Consider the following 20737-nt stretch of genomic DNA (forward strand, 5'->3'; position numbering starts at 1 on the left):
GGCTTTTGACCATTTATCAAAGTTGGTTTTTGGTCTTGAAGTCTTTGTTTTAAATTGAAAAGCAGTAAGAGATTAAAAACGTTTGGCATTGAAAAGGAGAGCATTTATTAAGAGCAGTTCGGTACTAGGTTTGGCCATGGCTATTCCTGGATTTGGAATTTCGTATGGGTTGAGAAAAAAATACAAGATTGGCATTCTTGGTTACGGAGATCGTGGCACGGGATTGCATGCGGTATTTAATACACTTCCTGAACGCTATGAGGTAACTGCAGTTTGTGACACCTTGGATTTTAGACTTGCCAATCTAAAAAACTATGCCGATCCAACTTCTGTCAAGCAATACAAAGACTATCGCAAGATGTTGGAAGACCCATCCATTGATGCCATCGTCATTTGTACACCGCTGTACTTGCATTTTGAACAGGCCAAGGCTTGTTTGGAGGCCGGGAAACATATTTTCCTAGAAAAAGCGATGACCCATACCGTTGAGCAAGCTTTGGAGCTTCAACGGATTTCTGAGGACTATTCCAAACAGACCATACAAATCGGTCACCAATACCGTTATTCTCCGCTCTACTTCAAGGTCAAAGACTACATAAATGCTGGCTACTTGGGCAAAGTTACCCAAATAGAAGTGCGATGGGATAGGAATACCACCTGGAGAAGACCTGTTCCAAGCCCTGAGTTTGAGCGACAAGTCAACTGGCGGATGTACCACGAATATTCAGGAGGACTAGCAGCAGAACTCCTTTCTCATCAGATAGATTTCATCGATTGGGCCTTTGATACCAAACCAGACACTCTTTTCGCCACGGGTGGCATAGATTACCTCAAAGATGGTAGAGAGACCTTTGACAATGTGCAGCTGTTGGCACGTTATGAACAAGCTGGCATGGTGGGAAATTTTGGTGCTACCTGTAGCAATGCCCATGAAGGCTATGTGTTTAAAATCCGTGGCAGCAAAGGAACAGTCTCGTTATTTGTCAACGATGGTTATTTCTATCCAGAAGAACAGCAACTGGAAGAACTACAACTAGTAGATGGTGTGTCAGGAGCCACTAAACTCAATTGGAATGCAGACAAAAAAGGCATTCGCTTGATTGATGAGCCGTTGAAAGATGGAAGTTACTATGCCTTGACGGACTTCTATCGCTGCATGGAAGAAAACGCATTGCCGCACTCCAATGTGATGAACGGAGGAGATACGGCCATCATCGTGGCTTTGGCAAATGAGTCTTTATTGGATGGACAAATCAAACGCTTGAATACCTGATTAGTTGATAATGGGTTAATATAAGAATCCAAAAACCCACAATGGTATTTTATTTCCCATTCCAAATTCCAGATCATCAAGAGCAAGATAGGCTTGCTCCACACCCTTGATTTGACTTTGGTCTTTGGTTCTACCACCAATTTCAAAAGTGTAGGTTTCATCCACCAAAAAATCAGCCTTCTTACTGAGGCTCACCACATGTCCGCTGTTTTTGAGTTGATTTAGAAAAAAAGTCTCCCGCATTGTACCTACAGAAGGATTCAATTGTAAAGAGAACAGAAAGTTGGCGTTTTCGAAATAAATCTTACCCGGTTTTTGTAATTGACTGATTCCACCTACATGCTCGTAAAGTAAATTAAGAATCTTTGCATCTTCCAAGTGCTTGATGAAGATATTCACCGTTTGCCTACCCAGCTGCATTTTTTCAGCTATTTTGGAAATATTGGGTTCGAAGGGTACGCTTGCGGCAATTACTCCTAATAGCTGTTTTACCTTCGTTACATTTGATGCACTGTATCCTTGAATCGTCGCAAGATCACTTTCAAGCACGGTATTAATGATTTGAATCAATCGCTGCGGTACTCTTTCCGGCTTGAGGTCTTTGGCAAAAGGAAAATATCCTTGTCGTAGGTACTCTTTAAAAAGGGGCAATACAGGTTTACCTATTTTTTGAATCAATTCTGTCGAAATAGCTAAAGGATTACCAAGGATAGAAGAGAAGTCTATGGCTTCGATAGACAATCCCTGATAAAGCGAAAGATATTCTCGAAATGAAAGTCCATGCAGTAGTTGAGTTTCCAACCTTCTGCTCAAATCGGCTTCTCCTCTGTACAGATCCAGGGCGGATGAACTGGTAAAAACCACCCTTAACTCAGGAAATCCATCGTAAATCAACTTCAATTCTCGAGACCAGTCAGGATACTTATGTACCTCATCAATTAACAATACACGTCCTCCGTAGCTGTACCACAAGGAAGCTAGACTGAAAAGATTTTTCGTATAAAAATAAGGATGCTCAGCTGTTACGTACATTGCTTTTTCACCTGCTTCTGTAAGCTGATGTAAATATTGAAGCAACAAAGTGGTTTTTCCAACCCCACGAAGACCTTTGATACCTAGCAACCTTTCCTCCACCAACAACTCTGCATACAAATACCTATACCAACTACTTTGGAAGGATTTTAAAAGATTTCCTTGATATGCTAAGAGTTCTTCCATTCTAATTGATTCAATTACAAATCAAATATATGGAATTTTTGATTTGAATACAAATCAATCTACAGGGTTTATTGATTCATCAGCAAATCACTTGCTCGCAAGAATTGAACTTATGGCTAAGCAACTTGTACTAAAAATGAGTTACAGAACTACCACTAAAGCGCTTGATATTCCAATTCAAAGATCCTCAAATCCAAAAACCCCAAATTTCAACTCATCCTCATTTTCTTCATAGGCTTTCAGGTCCACCAAGTGGTATTTATTGTTTACTACAAATGATTGATAACAGGTATAATGGTCATCCAAAAACGCACGAGTAGACAGAAAATTAAAGTCCTTATCAAATTTATACACTGTAAATCTAGGCAGCGGTGCTTCCGATACAGGCTCCAAAACTTCAACTATAAATCCCTCCTCCATTTCAAGAATTTTCCAAACTTTTTGTTGTTGATTACTATGAGCTCTTAATTTGTAAAGTGCATCTTGATCCAAGTTAGCTAGGTCCTCATATTTTATGTTCGTTGGCACAGGTTGTCTCCAATTCCTTAGTTCCAAATAAACCTCTTTATACAAGGTCCCATTAAGATCATAAACTTTTACAATATTGGAATTAGAAAAACCAGTAATCAAACCATTATAATGTGTAGAATAGGTTCCAAAAGGCCCAGTTAGCATATGGCCTTCCCCCCAGAAAATTTCAACATTTTCTCTAGGTAATGGAGCCAAATATCTAAAACTATTATCATCAATAGATATAGCTAAAACACTATTATACACATTATTTGGATTTCTATTAGGAAACAACCCTGCGAAATAACTGAGATATATCTTGTTATCTTTATTCATAAACAGTTTATTACCATCGGAAAAATAAAAGTACCCATGGTCTTCCTCAAAATCTGGGAGTCTTAGTTTATTTATAAAATCTCCTTTTTTATTAAATAAATAAACAACCCTTCCAGCATTCGAGACAAGGAAGACTCCTTCTTCACCAATATAAGTGTTGACTAAAAAATGTTCGGGAATTGAATTTGGCCCTTCCAAGGGAATGGTTTTTTTAAAGAGATCCTTTCCAGTAGTTATATCATACAACCTTAATTCACCATTGAGAAAATTATAAACTGCTGCGACAGGCTTTTGATCTATAGTAGAAACATCAAAAGAAAGAGAAATAAAACTTTCTGTTTGTGAAAGGGGGATGGAAAAAGAATTACCAATTATTTTCTCTTTATTTGAATCATGTTTTGAACAAGCAAAGAACAATATTAACAAAAGAATATATCCTAACTTTTTCATAGTATAATAGAAAAAAAACTATCTTTCAACTAAACTATATTTGCAACCGTAGCAAATAATTTTTTTATTAAAAGATAGTCTTAATTTAAAATTCAAATTTATAGTGGTTTAATAGTACCATCACAGGCTGGGGCTATCGTTCCACTACTTTTTCCAGTACAATAATCTCCACCAAAGAAATTTATACAGTATCCAACATTGTTTGATGGATTTGAACTTACTGTACACTTAGATGAACCTGCTCCAGGAGGAGGGTTAACTGAAGCATCACTAGCCGTTGAATAGCTAGACGAAAATAACAAGAGAATGGCACAAATGCCAACAAGGAGTTTTTTCATGATGATTTTTGTTTGACTTTAATTAATAAATTAAACTTTGAAGTAATTACAACTTCAAAGTATTCAAAGAAAGAAAGAAATAAGCAAATATTTAGTATATTTTTATATTTAAATTAAGATAAAAATACAAATATTTACAATTTTTGTTCTTTTACAACCATAAAATAACAATTCACAATCTTTAAAATTTTGTGCCGAATCATTATTTATTTTCAATCACTAGATGGTTTTGGAAATAAAATCAAAAAATCACCCCACTTTCAAGCGTACAAACCCCAACTCATCATCCACATTTTCGTGAATCCATACGGTTCCGTCTTTGATAAAATAAACCCCATATTTCTTTCGGTAATCGGGAACTAAGACCTCTCCGAGCATTTGTAAGTCCTTATCAAAAACGGTCAATACTACTTTGTAATAACTTTCTCCTTCGGTGTTCTCAGCCGCTTGTTGTATGCTGGAAAGGCGATAGAAACGCTCGGAGCTTTCATCCCACACCCATCTACCAAAACTGACCTGAGAACCCAAAATCTTGCTTTGCTCACTAAACTCCTCCCGACTTCCAACTTTCTGCTTTTGACCACCTACTTTTTCGTTTGGGGTCAGGGTACTGTTGTATTCAATCAGGGAATATTCAGTTGTTATGGGATCAAATACTAGCGTTTCATTGAACATATCCGAATGAATCAACACCTTTCCTTGGTATATCTGCTTATAAATCGCACCCATGGAGGCCATTTTCATGCCATCCCCATCCATAATGATGGAGAACTTCTCCATTTTTTGAGGATACTCAAAATCAATCATTTCCAAGGATTTTTCTTTCACATTCAATTTAGCCAAGTAAGGTACGTGCTCAAACATGTTCATCAAACCCATCAAAACCGTCTGATCATCCAAAAATACATACTCAGACTTAAAGGAATAGCTTGTCTCTGCATCAGGCGCAATGTAATCTGTTGGATGTAAACTTAGAGACTCGGTCAAATTTCCCTCCAAATCATAAAACCCACTTTTATCGAACCCATGCATAAAAATTCTTCCATCCGGAAAAACCCGCAAGGCCATCACATAGGCAGAAACCGCATTGGGACCATCATTGGCAAAGGATACTTTTTGGAGCAGAGACTTATTGTCTAAGTCAAAAACCTCCAACTTCAAGGACTTCCGATCAAAATTATACAAGCGCTTTTTGTCAGGACTAAGCCCATACGTAAACATACTTGCCCCAGCCATAACGAGCTCGTCACCGGAGTCAATCAATACTGTATCTTGTTGAATGGTCAAGTTAAGCGTACCTGAAGACCTATCGGAACCCTCTCTAGTACCACAAGAAAATAAGATGAAAGTAACAGACAATAGAACGAAGAACCTCATAACCATAATTTTTCGTTCAAATTATGTATTTAGTCCTAAAGTTGCAAACAAGTACCTATCTATTTAGGAATAATTTACAAAACCTTCTTGCTGTTGGTTTGAAAAGCTAGTTCGACCACAAAAAAACCCGGCAGGTTTTAAAAACCTGCCGGGTCTGACTCTATTTATACCATTAATTGTTCCGGTGTAGTTATTTACACATTCACTGCGTAAAGTTCTTTTATCTTATCCACCGCATAAGTGACTTCCTCCAAGGTATTGAATCGGCTGAAAGAGAAACGAACCGATTCACGCTCAGGGTTATGGTTTAAAGCTCTCAAGACATGGGAGCCTACCGTTGCACCACTGCTGCAAGCCGAACCACCCGAAGCCGAAATTCCATTCAAATCCAGATTAAATAGTAACATCCCTCTGTTTTCTTCCGAAGGAGGCAAACTCACATTTAATACGGTGTACAAGCTAGCATCTAAATCTCCAGAAGCCCCATTGAACTGCACGCCTGGGATTGAAGCTTCGAGTTGGGACTTGAATGCTTGCTTGATGGAGCGAATATGAGCCTGATGATCCGCCATATCCTCATAAGCTAATTCCAAGGCTTTGGCTACTCCTACAATTCCAATCACATTTTCTGTTCCACCACGCATATTGCGCTCTTGGGCACCGCCGTAAATAAAGGGATGTATTTTCTTTTCCTTTTTTACATACAAAAATCCTGAGCCTTTCGGTCCATGAAATTTATGGGCCCCTGCAACGACTGAATCTATAGGTGAATTTTTCAAATCATGCACATAATGACCCATGGTCTGTACAGTGTCAGAATGGAAGAAAGCGCCAAATTCTCTAGCTAACAGACCGATAGTTTCTAGGTCATTGATAGTTCCGATCTCATTATTGGCATGCATCAAAGAAACCATGGAATGAGGATGCTTTTCCAAGAGTTGTTTCAATTGCTCCAGATTAACATCACCCCTTTCGTTGACCTCCAACAAGCTCAATTGAATCTTTCCCTTTTTGGCACATTCCTCCAAGGTATGCAATACTGCATGATGTTCGATAGGGGATGTAATGGCATGTGTGATACCATGCGTTTCCATTCCACAAACCAAGGCTGTATTATCCGCCTCCGTACCTCCAGAAGTAAAAAAAATCTCAGCTGGAGAAGCATTTAACAATTCAGCTACTTTCTTTCTGGCTTTTTCAATGGCAGAACGTACTTCCCGTCCATGGCTATGCACAGAAGAGGGGTTACCATAATGCTGTTTCATAAACGGCAGCATGGCTTCAATCACACGATCGTCCATAGCTGTGGTTGCCGCATTGTCAAAATAGACTCTCATTGCTTCCTAGATTTGGGTTTATAAAGAAAGGCGCTACAGAGAATCTCCATAGCGCCTGCAAGTTAGCAATTTCTTTTTTTATGACTCAGTAATTACCTCTTTGATATCTGTGATGAGTTTATTCGCCAAATGCTCTGCGGTAGCCTGAGAAGCAGACTCCGAGTAAATTCGAATGATAGGCTCTGTATTTGATTTTCTCAAATGCACCCACTCTTTGTCAAACTCAATTTTCACTCCGTCGATATCATTGATCGGCTGTTTGCTATATTTTGATTTGATAGCCTCCAATACTTTATCTACATCGATATCCGGAGTCAACTCAATCTTGTTTTTGGAGATGTAATAATTTGGATAGGTAGCTCTCAACATGGAGATACTTTTGCCAAACTTTGCCAAATGAGTCAAAAACAATCCGATTCCAACCAAAGCATCCCGTCCGTAGTGTGACTCAGGATAAATTACCCCTCCGTTACCTTCACCACCGATGATGGCATTGGATTCTTTCATTTTGTTGACCACATTGACTTCTCCAACTGCAGCTGCTTGATAGCTTCCACCTCTTTTCTCGGTGACATCACGCAAAGCACGGGTAGAACTCAAATTAGAAACCGTATTACCAGGAGTTTGGGAAAGCACATAGTCTGCTACAGCCACTAAGGTATATTCTTCTCCAAAAGCACTTCCATCTTCATTCATGAAGCATAGGCGATCCACGTCCGGATCCACAACAATACCCAAGTCATATTTCCCACGGTTAAGCTTTTCAGCTATATCGCGTAAATTTTCAGGAAGGGGTTCTGGATTATGAGGGAAATGACCATCGGGTGTACAGTACATTTCTTCGATTTCTTCCACACCCAAAGCTCTCAACAATTTTGGTAAGGCAATACCACCTGTAGAGTTCACACAATCGATCACAACCTTAAACTTGCGAGCCGCTATTGCCTCCTTATCCACCAAAGGTAGTGAAAGGACATGCTCAACATGCTTGTCAATATAATCGTCCTTAACGGTGTAAGAACCTAATTTTTTTACTTCAGCAAAAGAGAAATCTTCCTTCTCAGCACTTTCCAAAATGGCTTTCCCTTCCGCATCTGAGATAAACTCTCCTTTATCATTCAATAACTTCAGGGCATTCCACTGAATAGGGTTGTGGCTCGCGGTTAGGATAATTCCTCCACCTGCTTTTTCTAAAGGAACGGCTAATTCTACAGTTGGGGTTGTACTCAGACCCAAATCGATTACATCAATACCCAAACCTTGAAGGGTTGCTGCTACCAACTTGGATACCATTTCACCCGAAATGCGGGCATCTCTACCTATGACTACTTTAGGATTGTTGGTATGGGTTTTTACCCAATATCCATAAGCGGAGGTAAATTTAACAACATCCAATGGGGTTAAGCCCTCACCAGGTTTGCCTCCGATAGTTCCTCTGATACCGGAAATAGATTTTATTAAAGCCACGTTCTAAAATTTGTTTGGATAAAGAAAAATCCTGGTTTACCCAGGAAACGTAAGTGTCGCTTATTTAAATTTGGCAAGCACCTTATCTACTTCATTGTCTGGATTGGCGCAGCTGCTATCTGGACTAACTTCTTTTCCACAATAGCTGCACGTTCCCCCGTCTTTATTCAGATAAGGATTCTGAGATGCACAGGTACCTTTAAATTCCCCATTTTTGATAAAAATCAAACGCACAGACATCAATATGAAGAAAAGCGCTAGAAATCCTAAAGTCAAATATAAGGTTGCCATATCAATTTTATTTCCGCAAATTTACACAATACTTTCAAAACGTTTCTACTCTTCGAATAGTTTCCCTCTTTATGTCTCAATTATCACAAAGACCCGGCCAACTTCAAGCTTTTGACAAATTATTGACTATCATGGATGAATTACGGGAACAATGTCCATGGGATCGCAAACAGACCTTGGAAAGTCTTCGACACCTGACCATTGAAGAGACCTTTGAGTTGTCGGATGCCATTTTGGATAACAATTTGGAAGAGATAAAAAAAGAGCTAGGGGATATTTTACTTCATATCGTATTTTATGCCAAAATCGGTTCGGAAAAAGAAGCCTTTGATATCAAATCAGTCATAGATTCTCTGTCTGAAAAACTGATTCGCAGACATCCACATATCTACGGAGATGTAAAAGCTGACGATGAGGAAGCTGTCAAGCAAAACTGGGAAAAAATAAAGTTGCAGGAAAAAGGAAATGTGTCTGTCTTGGGAGGAGTACCCAAGTCCCTTCCAGCATTGATCAAAGCCATGCGCATTCAAGAAAAAGCCCGTGGCGTGGGTTTCGATTGGGAGGAAAAGCATCAGGTTTGGGAAAAAGTAGAGGAGGAAATGCAGGAGTTTAAGGAGGAGTTTAACGCCGTCTCCGAAGAATCCCTAGACAAGGAAAAGGCTACAGCTGAGTTTGGAGATTTATTATTTTCCTTGATCAATTATGCACGATTTATCGACATCAATCCTGAGGAGGCTTTAGAACGAACCAACCTGAAATTTATCAAAAGATTCCAATACCTTGAGCAAGCCGCCAAAACAGCCGGTAAAAGCTTGGACCAAATGAGCTTAGAGGAGATGGATGTGTATTGGGAGGAAGCGAAGAGGTTGGGGAAATAAAACTCCCGCGGGAGTTGACTACCGGAGGTTATTAGCCCCTAGTCACAACTCGGGGTAAAATGGATAACCAAATTCCAAATTGCCCAACTCCGATAGGAGTTGAATTTCAACGCCTTAATCCTCATTTGAACATACATTTTTCCTTTTTACATCAATCCTCCGCAAAGAAAACCCCCAAACGTGCTAAGGTAGGACTCGCTTTTGCGTCTTGAATAGTCAACCTCAGATCCGTTGTTTGCACCGTATCAAAACGCAAAATTCTTTTCGCACCTATGGTGGTTCCTTTGTGGATAACTTTCCATTGACCCCCAAGTTTTGCTTCAAGTACAAAAGACTTGACTCGTTGTCCGAGGGGTATAAACTCTTGAGCTAGAAAACGATTAATGGTTACGGGTTGCTCCCATGCTAGTAAAATTTCGTTTTGAATAATGCCGTCCGAAGCAGCCCAATAGTTAGCTAAATCCAAACCAAGCACATTCTTTGATTCAAATCCTTTTCCACGTTCATTGGAAGCAGATACTGTAGCCTTACTTATCAAATCCACTTCAAAGTCTTTTTTGATCTTTGTAGCTAACGTTAAGATTTGTGTTTCATCATTTTCATGAATCAAGCCGCGCCTGTCCACAGGGAAATTAATCAACAGGGCTGCATTGCTTCCTATGCTTTGGTAATAAATCTCTGTCAGTTCTTCGAGTGTTTTTACTTTATCATCTTCATGAGCATGATAATACCAGCCTGGACGAATGCTCACATCGGCTTCTGCAGGCACCCAATGCGTCCCATTTTCCTGACCCGCAGCAAAACGCTCAGGATACTCCGGCATTCCTGCATACACGGAGTCTCTCATTAAATTGGACCAAGTAGTCTCGTAAGCAAAGCCATTTTCATTTCCTACCCAGCGCACATCGGGGCCAGCATCGCTAAACATGACTGCATTGGGTTGTAACTTTCTTACCAACTCATAGGTAGTCGGCCAATCATAATAGGTCAATTTATCCACCATTCGATCCTCGTTGGCACCGCCATAATAGCCAGTACCGCCATTCGCCCCGTCAAACCAAATTTCAAATAATTCTCCATAGTTAGTGAGCAATTCTGTTAATTGGTTCCGCATATAGGTAATGTATGCTGGCTGACCGTATGCTGGATGATTGCGGTCCCAAGGGGAATAGTAGATACCCATCTTCAAGCCAAATTCTTCACAAGCCTCTTTTAACTCTTGTATCAGATCACCTTGTCCATTTCTCCAGGGGGAATTTTTTACGGAATGCTCTGTATAGGCTGAGGGCCACAAACAAAAACCATCGTGGTGTTTGGCTGTAATGATGATTCCTTTCATACCAGCATCTTTGACTACTCGGGCCCATTGCCTGGTATCGAGATCAGTTGGATCAAACATAGAGGGCAACTCATCTCCAAAACCCCACTCCCTGTCAGAAAAGGTGTTCATATTGAAATGAACAAATGCATAATACTCCAGTTCATGCCAATCAAGCTGTCGCTCACTAGGAATCGGAAAAACAGGATCTGGAGGAAGTATCTCCTCTTTTGCTTGACAGGAAATTAAGATAAATAAAGCAAGGGCAAATTTTTTCATTTTTTAGGGGTAATTTGATATGGGAATGTACTAAAAAAGTGAAAAAACAGTGCAACACTTTACAGTTTATCCACACTAAATTAGGGTAAATGGGATATGTTTATAACTTGCAGACATGCGTCAGACATCCTATATAGAAATCAGTAAATCTGCTTATGCAGCCAATATTCAATTTTTAAAACAAGATCTCGGCCCAAAAACCCAACTTTCGGTAGTAGTCAAAGGAAACGCCTACGGGCATGGCATCGAACATATCGTAGCGCTTGCCGAAGAAAATGGCATCCGCCACTTTTCGACCTTTTCAGCAGATGAGGCTTGGAGAGTCTATCAGGCCAGCAAACACAAGAGTCAGGCAATGATCATGGGCATGATTGATCCTGAGGATTTAGAAGAGGTCATTGCAAAAGGGATGGAGTTCTATGTGTTTGATTTTAATCGGCTAGAACAAGCGATTGCCATTGCCAAAACAACCCGCACTCCGGTAAATATCCATGTAGAAGTAGAAACGGGTTTTCACCGAACAGGCTTCGAGTGGGATGAATTGGAATGGTTGATGAGCTTACTCAAAGAAAACGCTTCGCATATCAGATTAAAAGGGCTATGCACACACTTTGCTGGAGCAGAAAGCATCAGCAACTACGTCCGGATAAGAAACCAAATCAAGCAATACCGTAAATTCAAAAAGTGGTTTGATACCCACAACATTCACTTTGAAAAATACCATACAGCTTGCTCCGCAGCCAGCTTACTCTATCCAGAGACAAAAATGGATATGGTTCGAATTGGTATTGCTTCCTATGGCTTTTGGCCCACGCAAGAAACGTATATGTACCGGTTCCAATCCTTACCACTAGACAATAAAAACCCGCTCAAACGGCTCATTTCCTGGAAAAGCAGCATCATGAATACTAAAAAGGTTGACATGGGAAGCTTTATTGGGTATGGCTCCAGCTACATGGCACCGCGGAATATGACGATTGCGCTCGTGCCTGTTGGATATTGTCATGGATTTAGCCGTCTATTAAGCAACCAAGGAAAAGTTTTGATTGGTGGAGTAATTGTCCCTGTGGTAGGTACGGTTACTATGAACAGTATAGCAGTAGATATTACAGATTTGGAAAAAGTGCAGGCTGGAGATGAGGTGGTCTTGATCGGTGTGCAAGGAAATCAGGAAATTTCCGTAGCATCTTTCGGGGAATCTTCTCAGCAAGTGAATTATGAATTACTCACACGTCTGCCTCAAAGTATTCCAAGGAAGATTGTGGAATAAATAAGGCTTAAAAACAAAAACCTAACAGGTTGTGGAAACCTATTAGGTTGGGATGATTTGTATTTTATATCTTACCTTCTTCCAAACTCCGCTTTCGCCTCATCCAAGAAATTGACAAAATTCTGGATATTGGTATCATATGCTTTGGGTCGGATAAGCAATTGCTCTTGATGATCCAAAATCACATAGTACGGCTGCGCATTGTTATTGAATCGGGTGATTTGAAAATCTGCATTTTGCTTGCCTATGGTATTTTTCACTTTTCCATCAAACTCAGATGTATACCACTCTGATTCCGGAAGCTGATAACGTTCGTCAATATATAGAGCCACCATCACAAAATCTTCCTGCAAGCGCTGCAATACCTGTGGGTCGGACCAAACCCGGGCTTCCATTTCCCGGCAATTGACACAGCCATGTCCAGTAAAGTCAATAAACAGAGGCTTATTGGCTCGTTTGGCCGCTGCCAAGGCTTGCTGATAATCAAAATATCCTTGCAAGCCATGAGGCAAGTGTAGGAAGTCGGCATACTTGGGTACATCGTCCAATGTGGTTGCTTTAGCTGCTGTTCCTCGGTTTTCCATAATGTTGAAATCATGCGTAGCCATCGGAGGAAGGTATCCGCTCAGAGCTTTCAAAGGTGCTCCCCACAACCCTGGAATCAGATACACTACAAATACAAAGGTAACAATCGCCAACATCAATCTTGGTACGGACAAGTAGTCCATAGGAGAGTCATGCGGCAAGCGAAGCTTTCCTAAGAGGTACAAGCCCAGTAAGAAGAAAATCACAATCCAAATCGCCAAGTAAATATCTCGATCCAACAACCCCCAATGGTATACTTGATCTGCTACCGAAAGGAACTTGAATGCAAGGGCTAATTCCAAGAAACCTAAAACAACTTTTACTGAGTTTAACCATCCACCAGATTTTGGCAAAGAATTCAGCCACTCCGGGAAAATCGCGAACAGTGTAAATGGAATAGCAAATGCCAAAGAGAAAGAAAACATGCCCAAAATCGGCTTCACCAAAGCTCCACCTGCCGAAGAAATCAAGATCGAACCCACAATAGGACCTGTACAGGAGAACGAGACCAATACCAGGGTAAAGGCCATAAAGAAGACACCTGCAAAACCTCCCTTATCCGCTTTGGCATCAATTTTATTGACAAAACTGCTCGGCAAAGTCAATTCAAACATTCCCAAAAAAGCAAAGGCAAAGAAAATGAAAACCAAGAAGAAGAATACATTGGGCACCCAGTGTGTGGATAACCAATTAGCAAATTCAGGTCCTTGGATTGCCGCAACTGCCGTACCTGCTATGGTATAAATGGCAATGATGGAAAATCCATACAAAAAAGCATTCCGAATTCCCGAAGCTCTTGATTTTGCTCTACCTGTGAAAAAGGTTACCGTCATCGGTATCATGGGGAATACGCAAGGTGTCAACAAAGCAGCTAATCCTGCCAAGAAAGCAATGATCATAAAGCCGATCAAACCCTCATTTTCCTCATCTGCTGTCAAATCAATGTAAGTGGGGGCATCAGCAACAGCGTTTGGAGTTGATAAATCAGCCTCTACAACTTCCTCTCCAGCATCTTCCAACACTTCCTCCACAATTTCTTCCAAAGATACTGCCGCTGTAGTAGCATCCGCACTGGAGGAAACAGTTCCTGTCGCCGTCGCCGTAATCGTGAAATCCTCTTCAAATGGAATACACTGACCAGTGACATCAGAACACATCTGATAATTGATCGAACCAACCAGTTTGATCGCATTACCAGTAACTTTTACTGTCTGTTCAAATGTCCCTGAACCCACAAAATAGGTCACATCACCTTCCCAGATTTCATCGTATTTTTTCTTAGGGTTGATGGCCTTCAAACCATTAACCAATTGCACTCCATCCGAGGTTTTAAGCTCCAATTCCGTCAGCATAGGGCCCAAATCTGGATCAAAGTCGTTGGAATAAATATACCAATCTCTTGGAATCTGTGCTTTGAAGGTGATTTTTACCTCAGAACCCACACTTGGGTTTTTATCCGCCAATTGAATTGTCCATTTAGGTGGAGCAATCAATTGTGCCGAAGCATAAAAGGAAAGAAGCAAGAAAGAAAAAAGAAAGAGACTGCTTTTCAGGTATGTAGACATGGTATAATTACTTTTCCGCTGTAATAATGAGGAAATTAGGCAAATAGTTCAGTAATCCTTGGCACAAAAGGCTATTTGGGTGGCTGAACGGACAATTGCTATTAAAAGCAAGCTGCGGTCATTCATTATTCTCTGACGAATACTGTTCATGACCGCAGTTTTTGTTTCTAGTTTCAAGTGTACTCAAGACTATCGCTTAAGCACTCGCTTGATCTTTGAAGTGCTTGAAGAAGAAGGCAATGGTCTCAATTCCCATCAAATAATTCGCCACACCATAGTGTTCATTGGGTGAATGCAAGGCATCAGTATCCAAACCAAAGCCCAATAGAATCGGATCCAAGCCCAATTCCTGCTGGAAAAGGGCACAGATTGGAATCGAACCTCCTTCTCTTGTTGGAATGGCTTTTTTGCCAAAAGCTTCTTGAATAGCCAAATCAGCTGCTCTATAACCTGGAGTATCTGTAGACACTACAGCAGGAGCTCCACCGTGATGAGGAGTTACTTTTACCTTGACGGAAGCAGGAGCGATGGATTTAAAATGCGCTTCAAACAAGTTGGAAATCTCTCGAAAGTCTTGATTGGGTACCAATCGCATGGAAATTTTTGCATAGGCTTTGGAAGGAAGCACCGTTTTGGCACCTTCTCCTGTATAACCACCCCAAATACCATTGACATCCAAGGTTGGTCGGATACCTACACGCTCGATGGTGGTATAGCCTTCTTCACCATGCACATCTGCTACATCTAATTTCTTTTTATAGTCCTCTAGCTCAAATGGCGCTTCATTCAAGGCCTTTCTGTAGGCAGCGCTGTACTCCTCCACCTTATCATAAAAGCCTGGAATGGTGATATGATTGTTCTCATCCTGCAAGGATGCGATCATTTGACACAAAATATTGATCGGATTGGCTACCGCTCCTCCATACGTTCCAGAGTGAAGGTCTCTGTTGGGCCCTGTGACTTCGACTTCCATGTAGGACAGTCCCCTCAAACCCACCGTCACCGATGGATCTTGTAAGGAAATCATATGTGTATCAGATACCAACACCACGTCGGCCTTCAATTTTTCTTTGTTGGCTTTGACAAAGATGTCTAAGTTGGCCGAACCAACTTCCTCCTCGCCTTCGATCATAAACTTCACATTACATGGCAAAGAGTTATTGGCCATCATGGCTTCAAAGGCCTTTACATGCATATAAAACTGACCTTTATCATCAGCCGAACCGCGTGCGAAGATGGCACCTTCCGGGTGTCTGTCAGTCGTTTTGATTACTGGCTCAAAAGGCGGTGAATCCCATAATTCATATGGATCGGCTGGCTGCACATCGTAGTGGCCATATACCAAGACCGTTGGAAGGGCAGGGTCGATGATTTTTTCTCCATACACAATCGGATAGCCTGCCGTCTGACACAATTCCACCTTATCCGCACCGGCCTTTTCTAACTGCTCCTTTACAAAATCTGCCGCAGCAAACACATCATTTTTAAACTTCGGATCAGCACTTACAGAAGGGATACGAAGCAAATCAAACAACTCATTTAAAAAACGTTCTTTATTGTCTTGAATGTAGGTTTTTACTGACATTTTATATGTGGGTTAATATTCTACTAGTTTATAAATTACGGGGACCATAACTACCCGCATTCTTAATATCTTCATCCAAATCGCTTTCAGAAATATTAAACACAGAAACTCCGTATAAATTTAATAACTCAAGAAAAGTTCTTTTGGAAACACCGAGCATGGAAGCACCCTGACCTGAAGTTATTTTCCCTGTCTCATACAGCTTGCTGGCAGCAGCTAAAAGAAATTCTTGGGGTTCCACTCCAAGACCGTCGGGCAACTCAATTTTGATCGTGCTCATATCCGTTTGATGAATTATCCTGCTCACAAAATTACATTTATAATCAAGATTTGCCTATTTTGAGCCAAACTTTTGATTATGAAAGCAATTATCTGTGAATCATACGGGCTACCAGATAGCCTTGTTTACAAGGAAGTAGAAAACCCTTCGCCAGGTGAAAAAGAGGTTGTCATAGAAGTGGCAGCCTGTGCGGTCAACTTTCCCGATGTATTAATCATCCAAAATAAATATCAGTTCAAACCCGAACTCCCTTTCTCACCGGGAGGGGAAGTGTCGGGTGTTATCAAGAGCGTTGGAAATCAGGTCAAGCACTTAAAAGTCGGACAACGAGTATTGGCCTTGTGTGGCTGGGGTGGATTTGCAGAGGAGGTGAAAGTTTCCGCAGATCGGGTATTCCCCATCCCGCCTTTTATGGATGATGTGACAGCAGCTTCTACCTTGTACACTTTTGGGACTTCCTATTTTGCGCTAAAAAATCGTGCACAATTAAAATCAGGAGAAACCTTACTTGTATTAGGTGCTTCTGGCGGGGTAGGCTTGGCTGCAGTGGAGTTGGGAAAGGTCATGGGTGCAACTGTTATTGCCGCAGCTTCGAGTGAAGATAAGTTAACTATCTGTCAAGAGAAAGGTGCTGATCACCTGATCAATTATGAAACAGAAGATTTGAAAGAACGCGTCAAAGAATTGACGCAGGGGAAAGGAGTGGATGTAGTCTTGGACGTGGTCGGGGATAGATTTGCCGAACCCGCACTTCGAAGCATGGCTTGGAAGGGGCGCTATTTGGTAGTAGGCTTCGCAGCCGGTGAAATTCCCAAGTTTCCGCTTAACTTGATTTTACTGAAAGGCTGCTCAGTGATGGGTGTTTTTTGGGGGAGGTTTTCCACAGAGGAAGCACAAGCAAGTCAGCAAAATCTAATGGAATTGGTAGGGATGATACAGGCTGGAAAAATCAGTCAGCACATACATCAGTTGTACAGCTTGGAAGAAAGCCCGAAAGCCCTTCAGGAAATGATGGACCGGAAGGTGGTAGGGAAAGCGGTTGTGGTCGTCAAAAGGAGGAAGGATGAGGGAGGAAGGATGAAGGGAATGGAGAATGAGGAATTAGAAATTAAGAATGAGGGTTTAGAAGCAAGAGTCAAGAAGCAAGAGTCAAGAGCGGATAAGGGTAGTGAAGTAAAGAAAGTGTTTCGGTCGGTGGGGGATTTGAGGGAGGCCGTGGGGAGTTCTCTGGGCGAGAGTGAGTGGGTAGTGGTGAGCCAGGAATTGATTCAGCAGTTTGCTGATACCACTGATGATAAGCAGTGGATTCATGTAGATACCGATAAAGCCAAAACATTACTACCGGGTGGAAAAAACATTGCTCATGGGTATTTGACACTTTCGTTGATTCCGAAATTGCTCTACGATTTGCTTCCACTTGAAGGGGTACAGATGGCACTCAATTATGGTACGGAGAAAGTACGCTTTCCAGCACCACTATATTCGGGTGATTCGGTCCGACTTCATGCATCGGTCAGCAAAGTAGAGGATCGGCCTGATGGAGCAGTAAGCCTACATATCCAAGCCAACATAGAAGCCAAAAATTCGGACAAGCCTGTTTGTGTGGCGGAGATTATTACAATTGTGAGGTTTTAAGTAAATTAGCATCTATGAAAGACCTTCAAGAAATAAAACAATTATTACTGGAAAACAAAGACCGACTGTTTGCTGAGTATCCATTAAAAGCTATAGGTCTTTTTGGTTCCTATACCAGACGAGAAGAAACAAGTGCTTCAGATATCGATATTTTAGTAGAGTTTAATGGTCCGATAGGATTAGCATTTATGGATTTGGCTGAAGATTTAGAAAAGTGCGTAGGTCAAAAAGTTGATTTGGTATCGAGAAATGGAATCAAACCAAAATATTTCAATGCTATCAAAAAAGACTTAGTCTATGTCTAGTAGGGATAATAAACTTTTGGTGGAAGATATATTAGAAGCAATTCAAAAAATTCTCAACTATAAAGCGGGGTTGAGCTTTGAAGAATTTTTAAAAGACTCTAAAACTAAAGATGCGATAGTGATGAATCTACTAATAATCGGAAAAGCATCTAACCGTCTAAGCGAAGATTTTAAAACAAAAAATTCAAGGGTTCCTTGGAGTCAGCTTCGAGGTTTCCGAAATAGGTTAATTCATGAATATTTTGGTGTAGACTATTCGATTGTCTGGAATATCATTTCAATTGAACTCTCTTCTTTGCAACATGAAATAAAAAAATTAGCTTAAAACGCCTCCCCAATAAACAGATAAAATCCTGTTCCCTCTTTAGTAAAAGCCACATCTAATCTCGTGTAAATATCCTTTTTGGGAAACAATAAAAAACGAGCACCCGCTCCAGCGGCCCAAGCAACTTTGTTGATGGAGGCTTGAGAAAAGTCTGGAACAACTGTGGCTGCACTAGCAAAAACTGCTGCTCCCAAGCGGTCTGTGAAGCCCAAAGGCAAAGGAAGCATCCGGTATTCCACCTGTGTTGCTACTTGATTGCGATCTCGGAATCTTCCCAAATAATACCCCCGCATCATACTTTCTCCTCCCATCAAGGCTAATTGATTGAATGGAACATCACCTGCCATAAATTGACCCAATAATTGAAAAGCCAAAACATTGTTGGCTCCAACGGGCCTAAAAAGACGGGAATCCAATAATAAGGCATTGAAATTGAAAGAGCTCAAGGCTGGAAAGTAGCGGATCAAAGCTAACTCCGCAAAATGCCCATCCCGTACATTCAATACATTGTGACGGTCATCGTACACAAGACCTAGTCCCAAACCCAAATTTCGAGAGCCTTCAAACCCCAATGGCAAATCGAAAGCAGGGGCATTTTCAGCCTTTTGAAAATCGACTCGGGATAGTTGATTGTACTCTGCTTCCAAACCCCAATAGAGATTGGGGCGAATTTCTCGCAACACCCGCTCCTTGATCCAAATCTGATTGGCATCCACCAAGGCTAAGTAATCCCTTGGGCTGTCCATACCTATCCCATGGTACTTGAGCGGAAAACTCTGCAATCGGATTTTTCCTAAAAAGAACCACTTATTTTTATCCGTATAAATGGCGTGGTCAAACCAAATTCCATATTGATTTTCCAGCGTAATGAAAGTAAAGCCATTAATTTCACTCAAGCGATTGGTTGTGTCTCGCTTGGGATAATAGACATATAAGGAGGAAAAACCAATCTCCCAGCTTGTCTCGGGTGCATATGCTAAGGTAGGATATACCAAAAATTGGGGTCTGCTAATATCTGAGGTGTCATTCAACACCTTGTTCAGATATCGTCGAGCAAAAGACTGCGCTTCCGATTCTTGCAAGAATAAGAACAGCAAAACCGCAAGCGAAAGAATCCTTCCCTTCATCAAAAATTTATTTAGTCCGAAAACTACTTAAACTTTACGATTTTACCATGCGCTTTGGATGTCATGCTTTGAGGAATGTTTTCTGAAATTTCGTTGAAAAGCAACTCAACCAATTTTTTCTTGAGATAACTTCTGTTCAGTACAATACTTACCTCTCGCATAGGCTCCTCTCCCTCAAAAGGTCGCAAACGCTGTTTTTCTTCCGAAGATAGATCAAAGGTGGCCAATTCTGGAAGCAAGGTCATGCCTTCATATTCATTGACCATATTTTTCAAGCCTTCCAATGACCCACTCTCGTAGTGGAAGTTCATGCGCTGAAACTTCGTTTGGTCACACAACCTAAATACCTGATCGCGGAAACAATGTCCTTGCTGCAATACCCACATATCATCCGTCTCCAGGTCACCAACAACTAGTTTTGGTTTTTGTAACAAAGGGTGTCCCTCAGAGAGATAGGCATAAAACTTCTCATAAAACATGGGTTTTTCAACAATCCCATTTTCTTCCAAAGGAGTGACTACAATGCCTAAGTCTAGCTCATCATTTTTGAGTTTACGGACGATTTCTTCTGTCACTATTTCCTCCACTTGCACTTTCACATGGGGATATTTTTCCAAAAAACTCCGAATAAAGCGATGCAAAAGGTACGGTGCCAGCGTTGGTATAATTCCGATTTTGATCAATCCAGAAATATCCCCTTTCAGTTGGGATACCAACTCGAAAATGCCTTTACTTTCAGATACTACCTTCTTTGCTTGGGTAATAATCTGTACCCCAATCTCTGTTGGAATCACTGGCATTTTACTTCGATCAAATAAAATGACTCCCAATTCATTCTCCAGTTTTTGAATTTGGGCACTCAGGGTGGGTTGTGTTACAAAGCAAGATTCTGCAGCTTGACCGAAATGACGAAACTTGTCAACAGCCAATACATACTCCAATTGTTGAATAGTCATATTGAAAAACTTCAGGGTTAATGTACTTCTGT

18 protein-coding genes and 1 pseudogene are annotated in these 20737 nt (G+C 41.0%); 6 read left to right on the plus strand and 13 right to left on the minus strand.

Going from position 1 to position 20737, the window contains the following annotated elements:
• The first annotated feature begins 88 nt into the window (after positions 1 to 88).
• Positions 89 to 1273 carry a Gfo/Idh/MocA family protein gene (locus ACXIUD_RS18450; RefSeq protein ID WP_458054128.1) on the plus strand — a complete coding sequence of 395 codons (1185 nt, stop codon included), beginning with the start codon at positions 89 to 91 and terminating at the stop codon, positions 1271 to 1273.
• 15 nt (positions 1274 to 1288) lie between these two features.
• On the opposite strand, the gene ACXIUD_RS18455 is transcribed toward ACXIUD_RS18450, so the two are convergent.
• The 7 genes from ACXIUD_RS18455 to ACXIUD_RS18485 all read right to left on the minus strand — a co-directional run bounded on the left by ACXIUD_RS18455 (position 1289) and on the right by ACXIUD_RS18485 (position 8597).
• Positions 1289 to 2491 carry an ATP-binding protein gene (locus ACXIUD_RS18455; protein ID WP_458054129.1) on the minus strand — a complete coding sequence of 401 codons (1203 nt, stop codon included), beginning with the start codon at positions 2489 to 2491 and terminating at the stop codon, positions 1289 to 1291.
• A gap of 177 nt (positions 2492 to 2668) precedes the next feature.
• Positions 2669 to 3787, minus strand: coding sequence for a DUF4221 family protein (locus ACXIUD_RS18460; RefSeq protein ID WP_458054130.1), 1119 nt, complete (start codon positions 3785 to 3787; stop codon positions 2669 to 2671).
• Positions 3788 to 3885: 98 nt separating this feature from the next.
• Positions 3886 to 4125 (minus strand): hypothetical protein, encoded by a 240-nt coding sequence (locus ACXIUD_RS18465; RefSeq protein WP_458054131.1) that lies wholly within the window; start codon positions 4123 to 4125, stop codon positions 3886 to 3888.
• Positions 4126 to 4374: 249 nt separating this feature from the next.
• Entirely contained in the window at positions 4375 to 5502 is a 1128-nt protein-coding gene (locus ACXIUD_RS18470) for a DUF4221 family protein (protein ID WP_458054132.1), read from the minus strand.
• 194 nt (positions 5503 to 5696) lie between these two features.
• A complete protein-coding gene (locus tag ACXIUD_RS18475; RefSeq protein WP_458054133.1) occupies positions 5697 to 6839 on the minus strand; it encodes a cysteine desulfurase family protein in 1143 nt (380 codons plus the stop codon).
• 78 nt (positions 6840 to 6917) lie between these two features.
• Entirely contained in the window at positions 6918 to 8306 is a 1389-nt protein-coding gene (glmM, locus tag ACXIUD_RS18480) for a phosphoglucosamine mutase (RefSeq protein ID WP_458054134.1), read from the minus strand.
• 60 nt (positions 8307 to 8366) lie between these two features.
• Entirely contained in the window at positions 8367 to 8597 is a 231-nt protein-coding gene (locus ACXIUD_RS18485; RefSeq protein WP_189581571.1) for a hypothetical protein, read from the minus strand.
• A gap of 71 nt (positions 8598 to 8668) precedes the next feature.
• Here ACXIUD_RS18485 and mazG point away from each other — a divergent pair, with 71 nt between their 5' ends.
• Positions 8669 to 9475: a nucleoside triphosphate pyrophosphohydrolase gene (gene mazG / locus ACXIUD_RS18490; protein ID WP_458054135.1), complete on the plus strand. Its 807-nt coding sequence runs from the start codon at positions 8669 to 8671 to the stop codon at positions 9473 to 9475.
• A gap of 160 nt (positions 9476 to 9635) precedes the next feature.
• Here mazG and ACXIUD_RS18495 read toward each other — a convergent pair.
• Positions 9636 to 11072, minus strand: a pseudogene (locus tag ACXIUD_RS18495) (alpha-L-fucosidase); the annotation flags it as partial.
• Positions 11073 to 11187: 115 nt separating this feature from the next.
• Between ACXIUD_RS18495 and alr the strand changes: the two are divergent.
• Complete coding sequence (gene alr / locus ACXIUD_RS18500) at positions 11188 to 12342, plus strand: alanine racemase (protein WP_458054136.1); 1155 nt, start codon at positions 11188 to 11190, stop codon at positions 12340 to 12342.
• 71 nt (positions 12343 to 12413) lie between these two features.
• Here alr and ACXIUD_RS18505 read toward each other — a convergent pair whose 3' ends face one another.
• The 3 genes from ACXIUD_RS18505 to ACXIUD_RS18515 form a co-directional block, all read right to left on the minus strand.
• Positions 12414 to 14492: a cytochrome c biogenesis protein CcdA gene (locus ACXIUD_RS18505; RefSeq protein ID WP_458054137.1), complete on the minus strand. Its 2079-nt coding sequence runs from the start codon at positions 14490 to 14492 to the stop codon at positions 12414 to 12416.
• 196 nt (positions 14493 to 14688) lie between these two features.
• On the minus strand, positions 14689 to 16077 hold the full coding sequence (locus ACXIUD_RS18510; protein ID WP_458054138.1) for a dipeptidase: 1389 nt from the start codon (positions 16075 to 16077) through the stop codon (positions 14689 to 14691).
• Between the two features lie 28 nt (positions 16078 to 16105).
• Entirely contained in the window at positions 16106 to 16357 is a 252-nt protein-coding gene (locus ACXIUD_RS18515) for a UPF0175 family protein (protein WP_458054139.1), read from the minus strand.
• A 78-nt stretch (positions 16358 to 16435) separates the two neighbouring features.
• Here ACXIUD_RS18515 and ACXIUD_RS18520 point away from each other — a divergent pair, with 78 nt between their 5' ends.
• Genes ACXIUD_RS18520 through ACXIUD_RS18530 form a run of 3 tightly spaced genes read left to right on the plus strand, consistent with a single transcriptional unit; the run spans position 16436 to position 18622 of the window.
• Positions 16436 to 17992: a zinc-binding dehydrogenase gene (locus tag ACXIUD_RS18520; RefSeq protein ID WP_458054140.1), complete on the plus strand. Its 1557-nt coding sequence runs from the start codon at positions 16436 to 16438 to the stop codon at positions 17990 to 17992.
• Positions 17993 to 18006: 14 nt separating this feature from the next.
• Positions 18007 to 18297 (plus strand): nucleotidyltransferase family protein, encoded by a 291-nt coding sequence (locus tag ACXIUD_RS18525; RefSeq protein ID WP_458054141.1) that lies wholly within the window; start codon positions 18007 to 18009, stop codon positions 18295 to 18297.
• On the plus strand, positions 18290 to 18622 hold the full coding sequence (locus ACXIUD_RS18530; RefSeq protein ID WP_458054142.1) for a HepT-like ribonuclease domain-containing protein: 333 nt from the start codon (positions 18290 to 18292) through the stop codon (positions 18620 to 18622). The genes ACXIUD_RS18525 and ACXIUD_RS18530 overlap by 8 nt, the downstream gene beginning before the upstream one ends.
• Here the strand turns inward: ACXIUD_RS18530 and ACXIUD_RS18535 are convergent.
• A complete protein-coding gene (locus ACXIUD_RS18535) occupies positions 18619 to 19749 on the minus strand; it encodes a BamA/TamA family outer membrane protein (RefSeq protein ID WP_458054143.1) in 1131 nt (376 codons plus the stop codon). The genes ACXIUD_RS18530 and ACXIUD_RS18535 overlap by 4 nt on opposite strands.
• 23 nt (positions 19750 to 19772) lie before the next feature.
• The gene (locus ACXIUD_RS18540; RefSeq protein ID WP_458054144.1) at positions 19773 to 20705 is read right to left on the minus strand and encodes a hydrogen peroxide-inducible genes activator; all 933 of its coding nucleotides are present in this window, start codon (positions 20703 to 20705) and stop codon (positions 19773 to 19775) included.
• Between the last annotated feature and the right edge of the window lie 32 nt (positions 20706 to 20737).

Source organism: Mongoliitalea sp. (genome assembly GCF_054166905.1).